This window comes from Photobacterium sp. Alg240-V54, assembly GCF_900537155.1.
Lineage (GTDB): Bacteria > Pseudomonadota > Gammaproteobacteria > Enterobacterales > Vibrionaceae > Photobacterium.
Window position 1 is genome coordinate 448,338 of record NZ_UNRL01000002.1, and the last position, 15,125, is coordinate 463,462.

15 protein-coding genes are annotated in these 15,125 nt (G+C 41.2%); 4 read left to right on the forward strand and 11 right to left on the reverse strand.

Annotation, left to right across the window (positions count from 1 at the left end; all coding sequences use genetic code 11):
• The first annotated feature begins 196 nt into the window (after window positions 1-196).
• A complete protein-coding gene (sbmA, locus tag G6R09_RS07560; RefSeq protein ID WP_060996642.1) occupies window positions 197-1,198 on the forward strand; it encodes a peptide antibiotic transporter SbmA in 1,002 nt (333 codons plus the stop codon).
• A gap of 91 nt (window positions 1,199-1,289) precedes the next feature.
• Here the strand turns inward: sbmA and gspS2 are convergent, their stop codons facing one another.
• From gspS2 to G6R09_RS07615, 11 genes are all read right to left on the reverse strand, one after another.
• Entirely contained in the window at window positions 1,290-1,691 is a 402-nt protein-coding gene (gene gspS2 / locus G6R09_RS07565) for a type II secretion system pilot lipoprotein GspS-beta (protein WP_163921508.1), read from the reverse strand.
• A 19-nt stretch (window positions 1,692-1,710) separates the two neighbouring features.
• On the reverse strand, window positions 1,711-2,010 hold the full coding sequence (locus G6R09_RS07570; protein WP_065166290.1) for a YciI family protein: 300 nt from the start codon (window positions 2,008-2,010) through the stop codon (window positions 1,711-1,713).
• 172 nt (window positions 2,011-2,182) lie between these two features.
• Window positions 2,183-2,584 carry an acyl-CoA thioester hydrolase YciA gene (gene yciA / locus G6R09_RS07575; RefSeq protein WP_163921510.1) on the reverse strand — a complete coding sequence of 134 codons (402 nt, stop codon included), beginning with the start codon at window positions 2,582-2,584 and terminating at the stop codon, window positions 2,183-2,185.
• A 13-nt stretch (window positions 2,585-2,597) separates the two neighbouring features.
• Window positions 2,598-3,137: a septation protein A gene (locus tag G6R09_RS07580; RefSeq protein WP_065166289.1), complete on the reverse strand. Its 540-nt coding sequence runs from the start codon at window positions 3,135-3,137 to the stop codon at window positions 2,598-2,600.
• Between the two features lie 117 nt (window positions 3,138-3,254).
• Complete coding sequence (locus G6R09_RS07585) at window positions 3,255-4,532, reverse strand: dicarboxylate/amino acid:cation symporter (RefSeq protein WP_163921512.1); 1,278 nt, start codon at window positions 4,530-4,532, stop codon at window positions 3,255-3,257.
• A gap of 349 nt (window positions 4,533-4,881) precedes the next feature.
• Window positions 4,882-5,688, reverse strand: a complete 807-nt coding sequence (gene trpA / locus G6R09_RS07590) for a tryptophan synthase subunit alpha (protein WP_163921515.1) — start codon at window positions 5,686-5,688, stop codon at window positions 4,882-4,884.
• On the reverse strand, window positions 5,688-6,878 hold the full coding sequence (trpB, locus tag G6R09_RS07595) for a tryptophan synthase subunit beta (RefSeq protein ID WP_065166286.1): 1,191 nt from the start codon (window positions 6,876-6,878) through the stop codon (window positions 5,688-5,690). The genes trpA and trpB overlap by 1 nt, the downstream gene beginning before the upstream one ends.
• A gap of 2 nt (window positions 6,879-6,880) precedes the next feature.
• Window positions 6,881-8,281, reverse strand: coding sequence for a bifunctional indole-3-glycerol-phosphate synthase TrpC/phosphoribosylanthranilate isomerase TrpF (gene trpCF / locus G6R09_RS07600; protein WP_163921518.1), 1,401 nt, complete (start codon window positions 8,279-8,281; stop codon window positions 6,881-6,883).
• A 2-nt stretch (window positions 8,282-8,283) separates the two neighbouring features.
• Window positions 8,284-9,294 carry an anthranilate phosphoribosyltransferase gene (gene trpD, locus G6R09_RS07605; RefSeq protein ID WP_065166284.1) on the reverse strand — a complete coding sequence of 337 codons (1,011 nt, stop codon included), beginning with the start codon at window positions 9,292-9,294 and terminating at the stop codon, window positions 8,284-8,286.
• Window positions 9,295-9,305: 11 nt separating this feature from the next.
• Window positions 9,306-9,935 (reverse strand): aminodeoxychorismate/anthranilate synthase component II, encoded by a 630-nt coding sequence (locus G6R09_RS07610; RefSeq protein ID WP_065166283.1) that lies wholly within the window; start codon window positions 9,933-9,935, stop codon window positions 9,306-9,308.
• Window positions 9,936-9,945: 10 nt separating this feature from the next.
• Window positions 9,946-11,538: an anthranilate synthase component 1 gene (locus G6R09_RS07615; RefSeq protein WP_240345709.1), complete on the reverse strand. Its 1,593-nt coding sequence runs from the start codon at window positions 11,536-11,538 to the stop codon at window positions 9,946-9,948.
• 492 nt (window positions 11,539-12,030) lie between these two features.
• Here G6R09_RS07615 and G6R09_RS07620 point away from each other — a divergent pair, with 492 nt between their 5' ends.
• From G6R09_RS07620 to rluB, 3 genes are all read left to right on the forward strand, one after another.
• Window positions 12,031-12,924, forward strand: coding sequence for a PHP domain-containing protein (locus tag G6R09_RS07620; protein ID WP_065166281.1), 894 nt, complete (start codon window positions 12,031-12,033; stop codon window positions 12,922-12,924).
• Complete coding sequence (locus G6R09_RS07625) at window positions 12,921-13,541, forward strand: L-threonylcarbamoyladenylate synthase (RefSeq protein WP_060996629.1); 621 nt, start codon at window positions 12,921-12,923, stop codon at window positions 13,539-13,541. The genes G6R09_RS07620 and G6R09_RS07625 overlap by 4 nt, the downstream gene beginning before the upstream one ends.
• A 309-nt stretch (window positions 13,542-13,850) precedes the next feature.
• Complete coding sequence (gene rluB / locus G6R09_RS07630) at window positions 13,851-15,029, forward strand: 23S rRNA pseudouridine(2605) synthase RluB (RefSeq protein WP_060996628.1); 1,179 nt, start codon at window positions 13,851-13,853, stop codon at window positions 15,027-15,029.
• The last annotated feature ends 96 nt before the right edge of the window (window positions 15,030-15,125 follow it).

Sequence of the window (15,125 nt, forward strand, 5' to 3'; positions counted from 1 at the left end):
GATAAGGGATTTTTTTGTCTTAAATTAGTAGTAATCTTTTTATTATAATAGCTTATATGAACTTTATTATGGTGATGAGGTTGCGTTTTTATGGTCAGTGACAAATACTGAAATAAGCCGTTAACAATAAAATAAATTGATTAAGTTGTCAGTGCAAGGGCTGCACGCAATATAAATACATTAAGGATGTGTAGTTATGTTTAAATCGTTCTTTCTTGATCGACGCTGGTTCTTATGGTCGATTGTCGGTAGTGCCGTTATCTTATATGTCACTTGGTATAAAGTACAAATTGATGTAGAAGTGAATGAATGGTTTGGCAGCTTTTATGATTTAATTCAAAAGGCATTAGCCAAACCTAATGCTGTTACATTTGATGAGTTTCTTGCTGGCTGTATTGAGTTTTTCAATATTGTATCTGTGTATATTATCATTGCGGTTATTCTTGATTTCTTTGTTCGCCACTATGTTTTTCGTTGGCGTACCGCGATGAATAACTATTATATGAAGCATTGGGATAAAATCAGTCATATTGAAGGGGCATCACAACGAGTGCAGGAAGATACGATGCGTTTTGCGCGTATTGTTGAAAGTTTAGGTGTAAGTTTTATGCGCTCATTGATGACCTTATTTGCCTTTTTACCTATTTTATGGGTATTAAGTGAAAATATAACCGAATTACCTTGGATTGGCGCAGTTGATCGATCTTTAGTGTATTTAGCAATTATTTCGGCATTATTTGGCACGGTATTATTGGCTATTGTTGGTGTGCGCTTACCTGGATTAGAATTTAAAAATCAAAAGGTTGAGGCAGCTTACCGAAAAGAGTTAGTTTTTGGTGAAGATAATTCACAACGTGCAGAGCCTGAAACCGTTAAAGAACTGTTTTTTAATGTTCGAAAAAACTATTTTAACTTATATCGTCATTACTTATATTTTGATATCGCAAAATGGTCGTATATTCAATATACCGTGATTGTGCCTTATATTGCACTTGGCCCCGCGATTGTTTCTGGTGCATTAACACTGGGTGTTCTACAACAAATATTAAGAGCGTTTGGTAAAGTCGAAGAATCATTTCAATTTTTGGTACATTCATGGAGCACAATCGTAGAGCTAATGTCTATCTATAAAAGATTACGCGCCTTTGAAGTACAGATTAATGATGCGATCAATGTTGAAAGCGTACCAGCGGATTAATCTATTAAGAAAATATAAAAAGCCCTAACCAAAATCTGTAACGTAATAAAGTTACACTGGCGGTAGGGCTTTTTATATTGTAGCGTGTTAATTATTTCAATGAATCACAATATTGTTCTGAAATAGATTGTGAAACTAGCTGACGTCCACTGATATCACGGATAGTGATTAAATAATCCACCCCATGTTTAAATAACGGTATTAACTCTGGGTTGTGGCAGTAATTAGTACTGGCTGTTTTTATGGCTGTTGTTGGTGTTATACGGCCATTTCCACCATAAATAATATTGATTTTTACGGTATTCTTACTCGCGTAGGCTTGAGTAATTTGGTATGCATCAATTTTAGGGTAGGGCGCTTTACTATCAATAGCAGCAGCTCTTGATTGAGCGAGTGATTCAGCCACCATTTGCTGATCATGTGAAGCACAGCCACCAAGGATGAACAAGCCGACTGCAGCAACGAGCCACTTTTTTGTGTTAGTTAGGTTCACTGGTTGATCCTGAATATATTTAAGGTAAGACTTTTTTAAACGGCTTAACGATCACATTGGCATACACGCCGGCATCAATATAAGGATCTGCATTGGCCCATTGTTGAGCTTGTTCTAATGACTCAAACTTAGCAATGACAGTTGAGCCGGTAAAACCTGCGTCACCCGGATTTTCATCATCAATAGCAGGCATTGGGCCAGCAACTAATAAACGGTCTTGCTGCTGAAGTTCCTTTAATCGTGCTAAATGTTGTTCACGTACACTCATACGACGTTCTAAGCTATTTTCAACGTCTTGAGAAAAAATCACATACCACATAGTCGGCATTCCCTATTTTGTTATGGTTTACAGCACGAATAATACTTCGTACTGATTTAGCATGTCACCATACTAACTAAATATTGAGCGTCGACAAGTAGATTAAGACAAATAATAAAAAGCACCAACCTTAGTTAGTGCTTATTGTTAACTAAATGCTTTTTGATAAAAACTATTGAGCCACTTCAATTTTACGTGGGCGACCTTCGCTATTGATAGCGACATAATTAAAGGTTGCTTCACAGACACGGTAACGTTCACCGATGCCGTCAACGGCAACAGGTTTGACCCATACTTCTAAGCCGACACTCATTGAGGTATTACCGATACGTTTACATTCACCATGGCAACAAACAACATCACCAACGCCAACAGGGGCTTTAAATTCTATTTTATCAACCGAAACAGTAACGACACGGCCACGAGAGATCTCTTTGGCTAAAATAGCACCTGCAAGATCCAGCTGTGACATGATCCAACCACCAAAAATATCACCATTTGCATTGGTATCGGCAGGCATCGCTAATGTACGCAGTAGAAGCTGTCCACGAGGGATATTGTTTTCAGTAGTCATCGGCTATACAACTTTATTTATCATCAGGACTTTTCGGTAGGTGGCGATAAATATAGCCACCCGTGGCTAAGGTAAATAGTAACGTTAATGCAAGTAAACCAAATACCTTGAAATCCACCCAAATATCAAGCGGAAAATTGAATGCAATATAAATGTTTACAACCGCACAAACAACAAAAAACACCGTCCATGCCAGATTGATACGTAACCACACGTTTTCAGGCAATGTCATTTCTTTGCCTAACATCGATTTAATTAATGGTTTTCGCATCAGTTGGCTAATTAACAATGCCAATGCAAATAAAGCATAGATGATAGTTACTTTCCATTTGATGAAATTCTCATCATGTAAAACAAGTGTTAAGCCACCAAAAATTGCCACCATAGCAAAAGTGATCAGTTGCATTTTTTCGAGCTTTTTATAAATAACCCATGACACAATGAGCTGAATGGCTGTAGCGATAATTAATGCGCCTGTTGCGACAAAAATACCGTTGGTTTTAAATAATACGAAAAAAATCAGTAATGGAATAAACTCTATCAGTTGCTTCATTGGTGCCAACTCATTAAAAATAATTGTTCAGAGTATACCTGTTCCTTCGCTTAAATGAAAAAAGCTACTCAGTCGCCTGAGTAGCTATTGATTATGCTGTAAAAGAGTTAATAACAATTATGATTGCGCTGCAACAGCTTGCTCTTGGTTGTCATATACACTATCAATAATTACGGCGCATGCTGCATCACCAGTGATATTAAGTGCGGTTCGAATCATGTCAAAGATACGATCAAGGGCAAATAATAGCGGTAAGCCTTCAATAGGAATACCTGCTGATAGCAATACCGCAACTACTAAGAACGAGGGACCGGGTACGCCCGCTTGACCAATCGCACCAATGGTTGAGGTCACAATGATGGCAATATATGCACTCATTCCTAATTCAATATTGAAAATTTGAGCAAAGAAAATAGCGACAAGGCCGTAGTAAATTGCATTACCACTCATATTGATAGTTGCGCCAAGGGGTAATACAAATGAAGCCGTTGAATTTTTAACACCCAACTCTTCTTCACATGTTTCCATTGTGACTGGTAATGTTGCCATTGATGATGCTGTTGAGAGCGCGACAGCTTGTGGCTTTTTCATGGCAGATAAAAATTTACGCGGTGATGTTTTTGAAAACAATTTGATCATGATTGGGTAACCAATAAAGCCATAGATCAAAATAGCAGCTACGTACACCACAAACAGTTTAAGTACCACTGTTAGCGCACTGAAGCCAAAACTACCAATTGCATCAGCCATGAGGCCAAATACACCGATCGGTGCAAACTTCATGACAACATTAATCATCCATACCATGGCATCGACAATGGCATTAATGCCGTTTATTAGTGGTTGGCGACGCTCCTGTTCTAGTTTAGAAAGCGCAATACCAAAAAATAAACAAAACACCAGAATTTGAAGAATATTGGCTTCGTTTAAGGAATGGAAAATATTGGTAGGGATCATGCCTAAAATGGTTGCCCAAAATGTCGGTAACGAACCTTTATCAGCATAAGTATTGGCAAACATGCCAGCAACACCAGATAAATCAACGCCAACCCCTGGCTGGAATATTACGCCCATCATCAGTGCTAATGTAACAGCAAGCGCAGATGTGATACCAAAGAAAGCTAAGGTTGTTATACCAATTTTACCTGCAGCGTGGCTGCCACCTAAACTTGCCGCACCAGATATAATAGCAACAGCTACCAATGGTATGACGAGCATTTTAATTAGATGAATAAATAAGCTACCAAGTGGTGCAAACATGACGGCATCATGACCCATAATAATGCCGACAATGGTACCTATGATCATAGCAATAACGACTTGAACGCCGATATTATTAAGCAACTTTTTATCTTTTAACACGATATACTCCCCTGTGATATCGAGATGACGCATGAATAATGTTGTTGGTTTGTTTTGTTTTGTTGTAAATGTTGCTGTTATTGTTATTTTGTATCTTTGATGTGTTTTTACACTGAAGTTTATATGTTGGCAATATATAACGGCTTATTTTTTCATGTGGTTGCTGGCTTTATGTGCGCGTGGTTGCACTAATTTTTGGGGGTGTATTGAGCGTATAATGTAATCTATGATGATGAGTTTGCGGGTGTAGAGAAGATGGGTTGCGATGATAATTAACATCTACTGATAAATAGTTGCACTTGTGTTTGCTATTGTTTATCTATTGTTACCTATTGCTGGTGTTAAACTGCCACCAATATCATTATTGATGGCAGTATAATAATTAGCAGTGTGTTGCTGATTTCATATTAGTGATAAAGGTGGTTAATTTATTCAACATCTCATCATGGTCACTGAGGTTATACTCAATAATTTTTACCACCGCAGAGCCAGAAATAGCGCCTGCTGCACCAGCCTTTATCGCAGCATTAACTTGTTCTGGGGTTGAAATACCAAAGCCAAGTAAGGCGGGTGGTGCATGGTGTGATTTTAGGCTGGCTAAAAGTGGCTCGATCGGCATTTCAGCTTTTGTTTCTGCGCCAGTTACGCCAGCTCGTGATAACAGGTAAGTATAGCCACCACCAAGTTCAGACACTGTTTTTAAGGTTTGTGGATCTGCATTAGGTGGTGCGATAAAAATAGGGTGAATGGCATGTGTTTCTGCCGCCATTCTAAACTCGTGTGAGGCATCAACTGGTACATCAGCAATTAACACTGAATCGACACCAGCTTCAGCACAGCGGCGATAAAAATTATCAACACCGCTGGCAAACACTAAATTGGCATACATTAATAATCCAATCGGCAGTTCTGGATATTTAACTCGAATGGCTGCCAACATTTCAAAACAGATTACTGGTGTAGTATTTGCTGCCAACGCGCGAATGTTTGCTCCTTGAATCGTCGGGCCATCAGCAAGAGGATCAGAAAAGGGAATACCTAATTCTAATGCATCAGCACCTGCGGCAACTAAGGCATCAATAATATCCATTGAACGTTGTGGTGTTGGATCTCCAAGGGTTACAAACGGAACAAAAGCGCCTTCATTGCGGGCGTTAAGTTGAGTAAATAAATTGTGATAGCGATCCATTATAAAACTCCTTTCGCCGTTAAAATGTCGTGAACCGTAAAGATATCCTTATCACCTCGACCAGAAAGATTAACCACGAGTAGTTGTTCTTTTTGAGGATCATCTGCAATCATTTTTAAGGCATAAGCCAGTGCGTGGGCAGATTCTAGTGCAGGAATAATGCCTTCTTTACGGGCTAGTAATTGAAAAGCCTCTAATGCTTCATCGTCAGTTACGGCACCGTATTCTGCACGACCAATTGCATTTAAGTGTGCATGCTGCGGGCCTACGGAAGGGAAATCTAACCCTGCTGAAATCGAATATGACTCTTCCACTTGGCCATGCTCATCTTGCATTAACGGTGCTTTCATGCCAAAGAAGATCCCTAACTTGCCATGTTTAAGCGGTGCACCATGCATATCGGTATCTAACCCTTTACCTGCAGGCTCAACCCCAATTAAACGGACATTAGTTTCTTCGATAAAATCTGCAAACATACCAATTGCATTTGAGCCACCGCCAACACAGGCAATCACTGCATCAGGTAGACGACCTTCTTTAGCGATAATTTGGGTCTTGGTTTCTTCACCAATGATTTTTTGAAATTCACGCACAATAGTTGGAAATGGGTGGGGGCCAGCGGCAGTACCTAATAGATAATGGGCTTTGTCATAACTGGCAGACCAATCACGCATTGCTTCGTTACAGGCATCTTTTAAAGTTGACGATCCAGATGTAACCGGAATAACCGTAGCACCCATTAATTTCATTCTAAATACATTTGGGCTTTGACGTTCAATATCTTTCGCGCCCATATAAATACGGCATTTTAACCCAAGTAGCGCACAAGCTAATGCGGTAGCGACACCATGCTGTCCGGCTCCTGTTTCTGCAATGATTTCGGTTTTACCCATGCGTTGTGCCAGTAGTGCTTGGCCTAATACTTGGTTAGTTTTATGCGCACCGCCATGAAGTAAATCTTCACGTTTAAGGTATAACTTTGTGTTTGTGCCTTGGGTTAAATTTTGGCATAAGGTTAACGCGGTTGGTCGACCCGCGTATTCTTTCAACAAACTCATAAATTGTTGCTGAAAGTGTGGATCTTGCTGTGCTTCAATAAAGGCATTCTCAAGTTGATCTAACGCCGGCACTAATATTTGAGGGACATACTGACCACCAAACTCACCAAAGTAGGCATCCAATTTACTCATGATTATTTATCTTCCTTAATGTGTTTGATTGCCGTAAAGGCTGCTGCTAATTTATGCGGATCTTTTTTACCGGGTTCGCTTTCAACACCCGAGTTCATATCTAAACCACTAAAGCCTAATGAGGCTGCTTGAGCGATATTTTCGGGGGTGAGGCCACCTGCAAGTAAACTGTTTTCTTTGTCATTGTCAGCAATTAATGACCAATCAAAACAAACCCCAGTACCACCACTTTGACCTTGAACTTTACTGTCAAAAAGGTGCTTATCTACAGGCCATTGACTGATATCTGGCACGCTATCTGTGATGGCATGTGCTTTCCATATTTGGCAATGCTGCGGTAATTGTTGACGTAGTTGTTCAATGTATTGCAATGATTCATTACCGTGTAGTTGCACCGCTGTAAGTGCTAGCGTGGTTGCTGTAGCGATAACATCATTTAGTGGACTATCTTGAAATACGCCAACAAAATTCAATGGCGCTGCTGCCATTACCGCAGCCGCTTGATCAAGGCTAATATAACGGGGTGATGACGGCACAAAAATTAAGCCGCCATAGGTTGCTCCTTGCTGGTAGGTATTGTGAGCGTCTTCGGTTGAGGTGAGACCACAGACTTTATGTTCGCCAAATAATACCTTGCGTACAGCTAAATCAAGGTTATCTGCCGCCATTAATGAACTACCAATCAAAAAACCGTTGGCATAGGGGGATAATTCACGTACTTGCTGGTGGGTGTAAATACCTGACTCTGAAATGATAATGGTGTCTTTGGGTAAGTCAGGTGCAAGTTGTTTGGTGCGATTTAAATCGATGCTAAGGTCACGTAAATTACGGTTATTAATTCCGACCACTTTGGCTTTGAGTTTAATCGCGCGCGTGAGCTCAGCTTGATTACTGACTTCGGTTAATATACCTAATTGAAGTGACTCCGCAACGGCTGCAAGGGCTTGGTATTGCTCATCATCAAGTACTGATAACATCAGTAAAATCGCATCGGCTTGATAATGGCGTGCCAAATACACTTGGTAGCTATCAATTATAAAATCTTTACATAAAACGGGCTGTTTAACTTGGCTACGCACCTTGGGTAGAAATTCGACATTACCTTGAAAGTATTTTTCATCAGTAAGCACCGAAATAGCACTCGCATAGTGGTTATAGACGGTTGCAATATAATCTAAATCAAAGTCTTCTCGAATTAACCCTTTTGATGGTGAGGCTTTTTTGCATTCAAGAATAAAAGCCGGACGCTGAATATCACTCGCTTTATTGGTTGCGAGTGCTTGATAAAAATCACGATCGCTGAGCGTTAACTGATGACGAAAACTGGCCAGTGGTTGTGCTTCTTTACGTGCATCAACCCAGATCTTTTTGTCTGCAATAATTTTAGTAAGTACTGTTTCCATTATTAACCTCGTGCTGCCAGTTGTTCAACCAATTGATAAGCCTTACCTGAACGCATTGCGGTAATTGCTTGTTGTGCATTGTGTTTTAGATCTTGTTGACCAAAAAGGCGTAATAACAGTGCGACATTGACTGCGATTGCTCCTTCTTGTGCTGGTGTACCGCTACCTGTGAGGATATTTTTAATAATGGCTTGATTCTCTTGTGGATCACCACCACGAATGGCTGCTAACGGATAGCTATCAAGTCCAAAATCAGCCGGAGTAAGGGTATATTCGGTGATGACGCCATCTATGATTTCAGCAACATGTGTTTCACCATGAATGGCAACTTCATCAAGGCCACTACCATGGACAACGGCAGCGCGTTTTAAGCCCATTGTTGCTAAGGTTTCAGCGATAGGGCGGACTAATGCATTATCGTAGACACCCATTAATTCAATATTAGGTTTAGCTGGGTTAATTAATGGTCCAAGGACATTGAAAATAGTACGAGTTTTTAAGGTTTGTCGCACAGGCATTGCATGGCGAACACCACCGTGATATTCCGGTGCAAATAAGAAACATACGCCGAGATCATCTAATGCTTGGCGCGCGGTTTGGGCTGGCATGGCTAAGTTGATACCAAATTTATCCAGTAAATCTGATGAGCCAGACTTACTTGAAACGCCACGGTTACCGTGTTTAGCCACTTTAACGCCACACGCTGCTGCTACAAATGCCGCAGTGGTTGAAATATTTATGGTGTTGGCACCGTCGCCACCTGTGCCAACAATATCAGCGAAATCATAATTCGGTCGCGGGAAAGGGTTGGCATTCTCAACGAGTGCTTTGGCAGCTCCCGCAATTTCAGCAGGTGTTTCACCTTTTATTTTTAGTGCTGTTAATAGTGCAGATAATACAATCGGTTCAACTTGACCATTAATGATGGCATCAAATAGGGTATGGCTTTCTGCTTGACTAAGAGCTTGCTGCGCATAAAGTTTGTCAGCAATATCAGAAATAATAGCGTTCATAATCATCTTCCTTAATGGTTATTTTGGCATTCGGTATGGTTCGCCAACACCCAAGTCAGGGTGTGAGTGAGCAGTTCAGCACCTTGGGTGGTAAGAATTGATTCTGGATGAAATTGAAACCCGCAGACTTTATCGCGCTCATTGATAACCGCCATCACCAAACCATCGACGTCAGCAATAGTAGTAAGCTCTACGGGCACCTCAGTGGCAACCAGTGAGTGATAACGGGCGACAGCTAATGGGCTTGCGAGAGCACCAAAAACGGGATGGTGGTTATGGGTCATCATTGCTGCTTTACCATGAACAATATCGCCAGCGCCTGCAACTTTGCCGCCATAGGCTTCAACAATGGCTTGATGGCCGAGGCAGATACCTAACATCGGGATCCTACCTTTGAGTTGTTGAATAAGGGCTGGCATACAGCCTGCATCTGCTGGTGCGCCAGGGCCAGGTGATAACACTAACACTGGATTATGATGCTCAAGTAATGCCTGTTCGATAGTTAATGCTGATAAATTATTGCGATAAACCGTTACTGGAAAGCCAAGGCTACGAAATTGATCAACAAGGTTATAAGTAAACGAGTCAAAGTTATCGAGTAGAACAATATGCGGATGATGGTGACGATTATTAATGGTCATAGGCTGCTCCTTAACCTTGATGAGTGCTATGAATAGCATTGATAACCGCTTGTGCTTTGCTTCTGGTTTCGTCAGTTTCTGCTTGTGGAATGGAGTCAAAAACCACGCCAGCCCCCGCTTGCACACTGGCAATACCGTTCTCAACATAAGCAGAGCGGATCACAATACAGGTATCCATATCACCATGGCCGTTAATATAGCCAACGGCACCGCCATAACTGCCGCGTCGACGTTGTTCAACATCACGAATAAGTTGCATCGCCCTGATTTTAGGTGCGCCAGTTAATGTCCCCATATTCATACATGCCTGATAAGCGTGTAGCGCATCAAGATCCTCACGTAATTGACCGACAACCCGTGAGACTAAATGCATCACATGACTATAGCGGTCAACGTGTAATAAATCGGCGACATGGCGACTGCCTGCTTGGCAAATGCGAGCAATATCATTACGGGCTAAATCGACTAACATCATATGCTCAGCGTTTTCTTTAGTATCAGAGCGTAGCTCTAATTCAATGCGAGTATCGAGATCGAGGTTAATCGAGCCATCAGTGTTTTTTCCCCGTTGACGAGTACCGGCAATTGGATAAATTTCAACTTGATTCGATTCAGTACAATATTTCAATGCACTTTCTGGTGATGCGCCAAATAAAGTAAAGTCCGTATCATGTAGATAAAACATATAGGGGCTTGGGTTACCAATTTTTAAGGCTTTATAGGCGTTAAGTGGCGAAGGGCATGGCAGTGTAAACTGACGTGAAGGTACCACTTGAAATACATCGCCACGAATAACAAAGTGTTTGAGATCTGCCACTGTTTGGCTAAAAGCGTCATCACTAATACTGGTGTGAGGTTCACATGCAGCAACAGGTTCTGGTGTTGGTAACGATTGCGGATTTTGGCAACGGGTTTTTAGCGCTACTAAACGTTGTTGAAGCGTATCGTGTATTTGGGAAGTTCCATTACCAAAAATGGTGGCTTGCAAATGGGCTTGCTGGCGTTGGTGATCGATAATTAATAATGTTTCAGCAATATAAAACACATAATCAGGACAGTTATTATCAGCCTCAACAGCCGCCAGAGGTTCAAATTCTGCAACTAAGTCATAGGCAAATAGCCCACCAATAAATAACGCATCTCGAGGATGGTTGTCGGTATCAAATGCGTGTTGAATCAGTCGTAACGCATCAAAAGACGATGTTTGGCGCAGGCGACTGTCTTCGTCTAAAAGCTGATCATGAGTTGGAAATTGTAGCTGTAAGCCATCTGCGCTGTAGCTTGCTTCGATATCAGATTTTAGATGTGGTTGTAACGCCTTTACTAGTTGGCGGCCATTGTCGGATTGTGGCTCTAAAAGAACCTTTTTACCACGACAGACAATCCGTACTGCAGCATCAATCAGTAACAGGCTTTTTAAATCTTGTTTAGATTCCACTTCTGCTGATTCCAGCAATAGATGGCAAGGACTATCACCACATAGTGTAAAGTAAACGTCAGTTGGATCCGCAATATATGCCACATCGAGATTCAATAGTTCAATCTGATGTTGGGCTGGTGCTGTCGCAGTATAAGGATGCGATCCCGGTAAGTTAGTATTCACAGCGTTCTCCCTGCCGTTTGTACAAAATAGCAATCCTGCTTTCATTGTTCGATAGTGGCGTAAACTTCGTCTTTGAGCAAGGCTAGTTATTTACTTTTAACGACAATTATTAACAATATATGTTTTTGCTGTTTTTTAAGTCAAGTTTATAATAATCAATATATTGGGTGGCTATTTCTCTTGATGTTTTTACAGTGAAAAATGCAAGGTGATAGCGAGCTCATATAAAAAGAGAAATTGTTACGCTATTTTACAGTTATGATACACAACGCAACCATTGTCAGAGTATGAATAAAGTCGATTGTTGATGCTTAATTTGCTGTAACATGACGCTATCCATTTGTCTGCTGCTATTGCCAAGGTTTATCGAGGTAGATAGCTGTGAATTGGTTTAAACTAGCTAAAGGCAATGGTTAAGAAAAGAGACCCTCATTGCCCAGTAATTACGTACTAGTAAACTAGTTCACAAAAATAAAGTCAAGAAGTAAAGTTATGTTGTTTGATTTACATTGTCATACTACAGCGTCAGACGGCCGCTTATCGCCGCAAGATCTTGTTCGACGCGCTGTTGAAATGCGGGTTGATGTGTTGGCAATTACTGATCACGATACCATTGATGGGTTAGCACAAGCGCATGCGGTTATCGAGCAAGAGCAATTACCGATTACATTAATTAACGGTATTGAGATATCAACGGTGTGGCAAAACTTTGATATTCATATTGTTGGGCTTAATATAGATCCCAATCATTCTGAGTTAATTTCATTTATTAGCGCCCAAGCAGCCCATCGGCTTGAACGTGCAAAAGAGATTGGCGCACGATTAGAAAAAAATAAAATGCCAGGCGCTTTTGAAGGCGCAATGGCATTAGCTGGCGATGCTTCGATTACACGCGCGCACTTTGCACGTTGGTTAGTTGATCAAGGTTATGCCAAAACAATGCAAGCGGTGTTTAAGAAATTCTTAACCCGTGGTAATCCTGGCTATGTGCCACCAAGTTGGTGTTCCATTGCTGATGCTGTAGCTGTGATTCATGCCGCTGGTGGCCAAGCAGTTATTGCACATCCCGGTCGTTATCAAATGACGGCGAAATGGATAAAGCGTTTAATTCAACACTTTATTGAAGCGGGAGGGGATGCGATGGAGGTTGCTCAGCCACAACAAGCACCGCAAGAACGACGTACCTTTGGGGATTACGCCATCCAATATAATTTACTCGCTTCACAAGGGTCTGATTTTCATTACCCATCACCATGGACTGAACTCGGCCGTAATTTGTGGTTACCCAAAGATGTGTCACCGGTGTGGCAAGATTGGACGGTAGAGAAAAAGCGAGTAGAGGTAGAAATAACTGCTGAGTTATCTGCCTCGAAGGAGGATAAATGAGTCAATTTTTTTATGTACACCCAGAAACACCTCAAGTGAGATTAATCAATCAAGCGGTTGAAATTATTAAAAATGGTGGCGTTGTTGTTTATCCAACAGATTCTGGTTATGCCTTAGGTTGCCAAATAGAAAACAAACAGGCACTAGAGCGCATCTGTCAGATTCGCCGTTTAAATGATAAGCATAACTTCACTCTGTTATGCCGTGATTTATCTGAATTATCGCTGTATACCCGCGTTGATAATATTGCATTTCGATTATTAAGAAATAACACCCCTGGCGCATACACCTTTATTTTTAAAGGAACGAAAGAAGTACCGCGTCGATTGATGAATGCCAAACGTAAGACAATCGGTATTCGTGTGCCAGATAACAATATCGCATTAGCATTGTTAGAAGCATTAGGTGAGCCAATGATGTCGACCAGTTTAATTTTACCGGGCAAAGATACGACTGAAGCCGATCCTGATGAAATTCGTGATCAATTAGAGCACGCTGTCGATCTGATTATGCATGGTGGATATCTTGGTGAGCAGCCAACAACCGTTATCGATTTTAGTAATGGAGAGATTGAAATTGTACGTGTTGGTGCTGGTGATATTACACCATTTGAATAAAACGGTTTAATTTAGATCGTAATTACCTTGTTGTAAGAGGGTGGTTTATAAACGTATCACATTGTTTGTGATACGTTTTTTTTATCGCTATTTTGATGGTAAATAAGCGATATATTTGCGATAATAATTGGCTACATATCTAGCATGATAAATTGTTCATTGTCAGGTTAGAATCCAAATTATTGCTATTCGCATCAACCATCCATTATCACTTTCTTTATCGTGCAGTTTTGCCGTAAGAAACTATGATTATATGGCTATTTTGATGAGAATTTCGACGCCTGTGAAGGCGACAAAGGTTTGTTTATAATGAGTGAAAAATTACAAAAAGTGTTAGCACGTGCTGGCCAAGGTTCACGCCGTGAAATCGAATTAATGATCCAAAACGGTCGTGTGAGCGTTGATGGTGTTGTTGCTAAACTTGGCGATCGTCTTGAAGACCTTAGTGTTAGCGTACGTATTGATGGTCATAACATCGCATTAATTTCGTCAGATGAAGAAATCTGTCGAATTTTGGCCTACAACAAGCCTGAAGGTGAGTTATGTACTCGTCATGATCCAGAAGGCCGTCGTACTGTATTTGATCGTCTACCACGTCTTACAACAGGCCGTTGGGTTTCTGTTGGTCGTCTAGATGCTAACACATCGGGCTTATTACTTTTCACTACCGATGGTGAATTAGCTAACCGTTTAATGCACCCAAGCCGTACTGTTGAACGTGAATACATGGTACGTGTATTTGGTGAAGTTAACGAGCAGATGGTAAAGAATGTTGTTAAAGGCGTTGAGCTAGAAGATGGCATCGCTCGCTTTGAAGATGTTGTTTATTCTGGCGGTGAAGGTATGAATCATACTTTCTACGTGGTGATCACAGAAGGTCGTAACCGCGAAGTTCGTCGTTTATGGGATTCACAAGGCGTAACTGTAAGTCGTCTAAAGCGTGTTCGTTACGGTGATGTTTATTTAACCAAAGACATGCCTCGTGGTGGTTGGAGCGAGCTTGAATTAAAAGAAGTAAACGAATTACGTGCAACAGTAGAATTGCCACCTGAAACTGAAACCGTATTAACGGTTGAAGGTCAGAAACGTAAAAAAGGTATTCGTCAGATTCGTCGTGCTGTTCGTCGTCACGAAGAGCGTGTTGAAACAACGGGACCTAGCGGTCGTCGCGGTCGTAACAATGATCGTCGCGCACCATCAAGTTCAAGCCGTAATGCTGAGGCAGACGCTCAACAGCAAGAGCAACGTGGTGGCCGTGGTCGTGCGAAACCTGCATCAACAGGTCGCGATAACGCTAAACCTCGTTCAGATCGCGCACAAGGTAAACCAGTACATATTGCTGGTAAGCCAAGAGATGATGCGAAGAAGCCTTATAATGCATCAGATAAACCACAAAGTGCATCTGGTAAGCGTAAGCCTTCGGGTAATGCGGCAAATCGTCGTAACCCGTTAGCGAATAAGCCAGCCAAACCGCGTACACGTCAGTAATATATAACTAAGCGTGTCATCGCACGATGAATACTAAAAAGTCGACAGTGATGTCGGCTTTTTTTATTGTTATCATTGATAGATGATAGCACCAAT

Coding starts and splice junctions, on each gene's coding strand:
- rluB (WP_060996628.1), top strand. CDS start 13,851: ATGAGTGAAAAATTACAAAAAGTGTTAGCACGTGCTGGCCAAGGTTCA.
- trpD (WP_065166284.1), bottom strand. CDS start 9,294: ATGAACGCTATTATTTCTGATATTGCTGACAAACTTTATGCGCAGCAA.
- G6R09_RS07625 (WP_060996629.1), top strand. CDS start 12,921: ATGAGTCAATTTTTTTATGTACACCCAGAAACACCTCAAGTGAGATTA.
- trpA (WP_163921515.1), bottom strand. CDS start 5,688: ATGGATCGCTATCACAATTTATTTACTCAACTTAACGCCCGCAATGAA.
- G6R09_RS07580 (WP_065166289.1), bottom strand. CDS start 3,137: ATGAAGCAACTGATAGAGTTTATTCCATTACTGATTTTTTTCGTATTA.
- G6R09_RS07610 (WP_065166283.1), bottom strand. CDS start 9,935: ATGACCATTAATAATCGTCACCATCATCCGCATATTGTTCTACTCGAT.
- trpCF (WP_163921518.1), bottom strand. CDS start 8,281: ATGGAAACAGTACTTACTAAAATTATTGCAGACAAAAAGATCTGGGTT.
- G6R09_RS07620 (WP_065166281.1), top strand. CDS start 12,031: ATGTTGTTTGATTTACATTGTCATACTACAGCGTCAGACGGCCGCTTA.
- trpB (WP_065166286.1), bottom strand. CDS start 6,878: ATGAGTAAATTGGATGCCTACTTTGGTGAGTTTGGTGGTCAGTATGTC.
- yciA (WP_163921510.1), bottom strand. CDS start 2,584: ATGACTACTGAAAACAATATCCCTCGTGGACAGCTTCTACTGCGTACA.
- sbmA (WP_060996642.1), top strand. CDS start 197: ATGTTTAAATCGTTCTTTCTTGATCGACGCTGGTTCTTATGGTCGATT.
- G6R09_RS07585 (WP_163921512.1), bottom strand. CDS start 4,532: ATGCGTCATCTCGATATCACAGGGGAGTATATCGTGTTAAAAGATAAA.
- G6R09_RS07570 (WP_065166290.1), bottom strand. CDS start 2,010: ATGTGGTATGTGATTTTTTCTCAAGACGTTGAAAATAGCTTAGAACGT.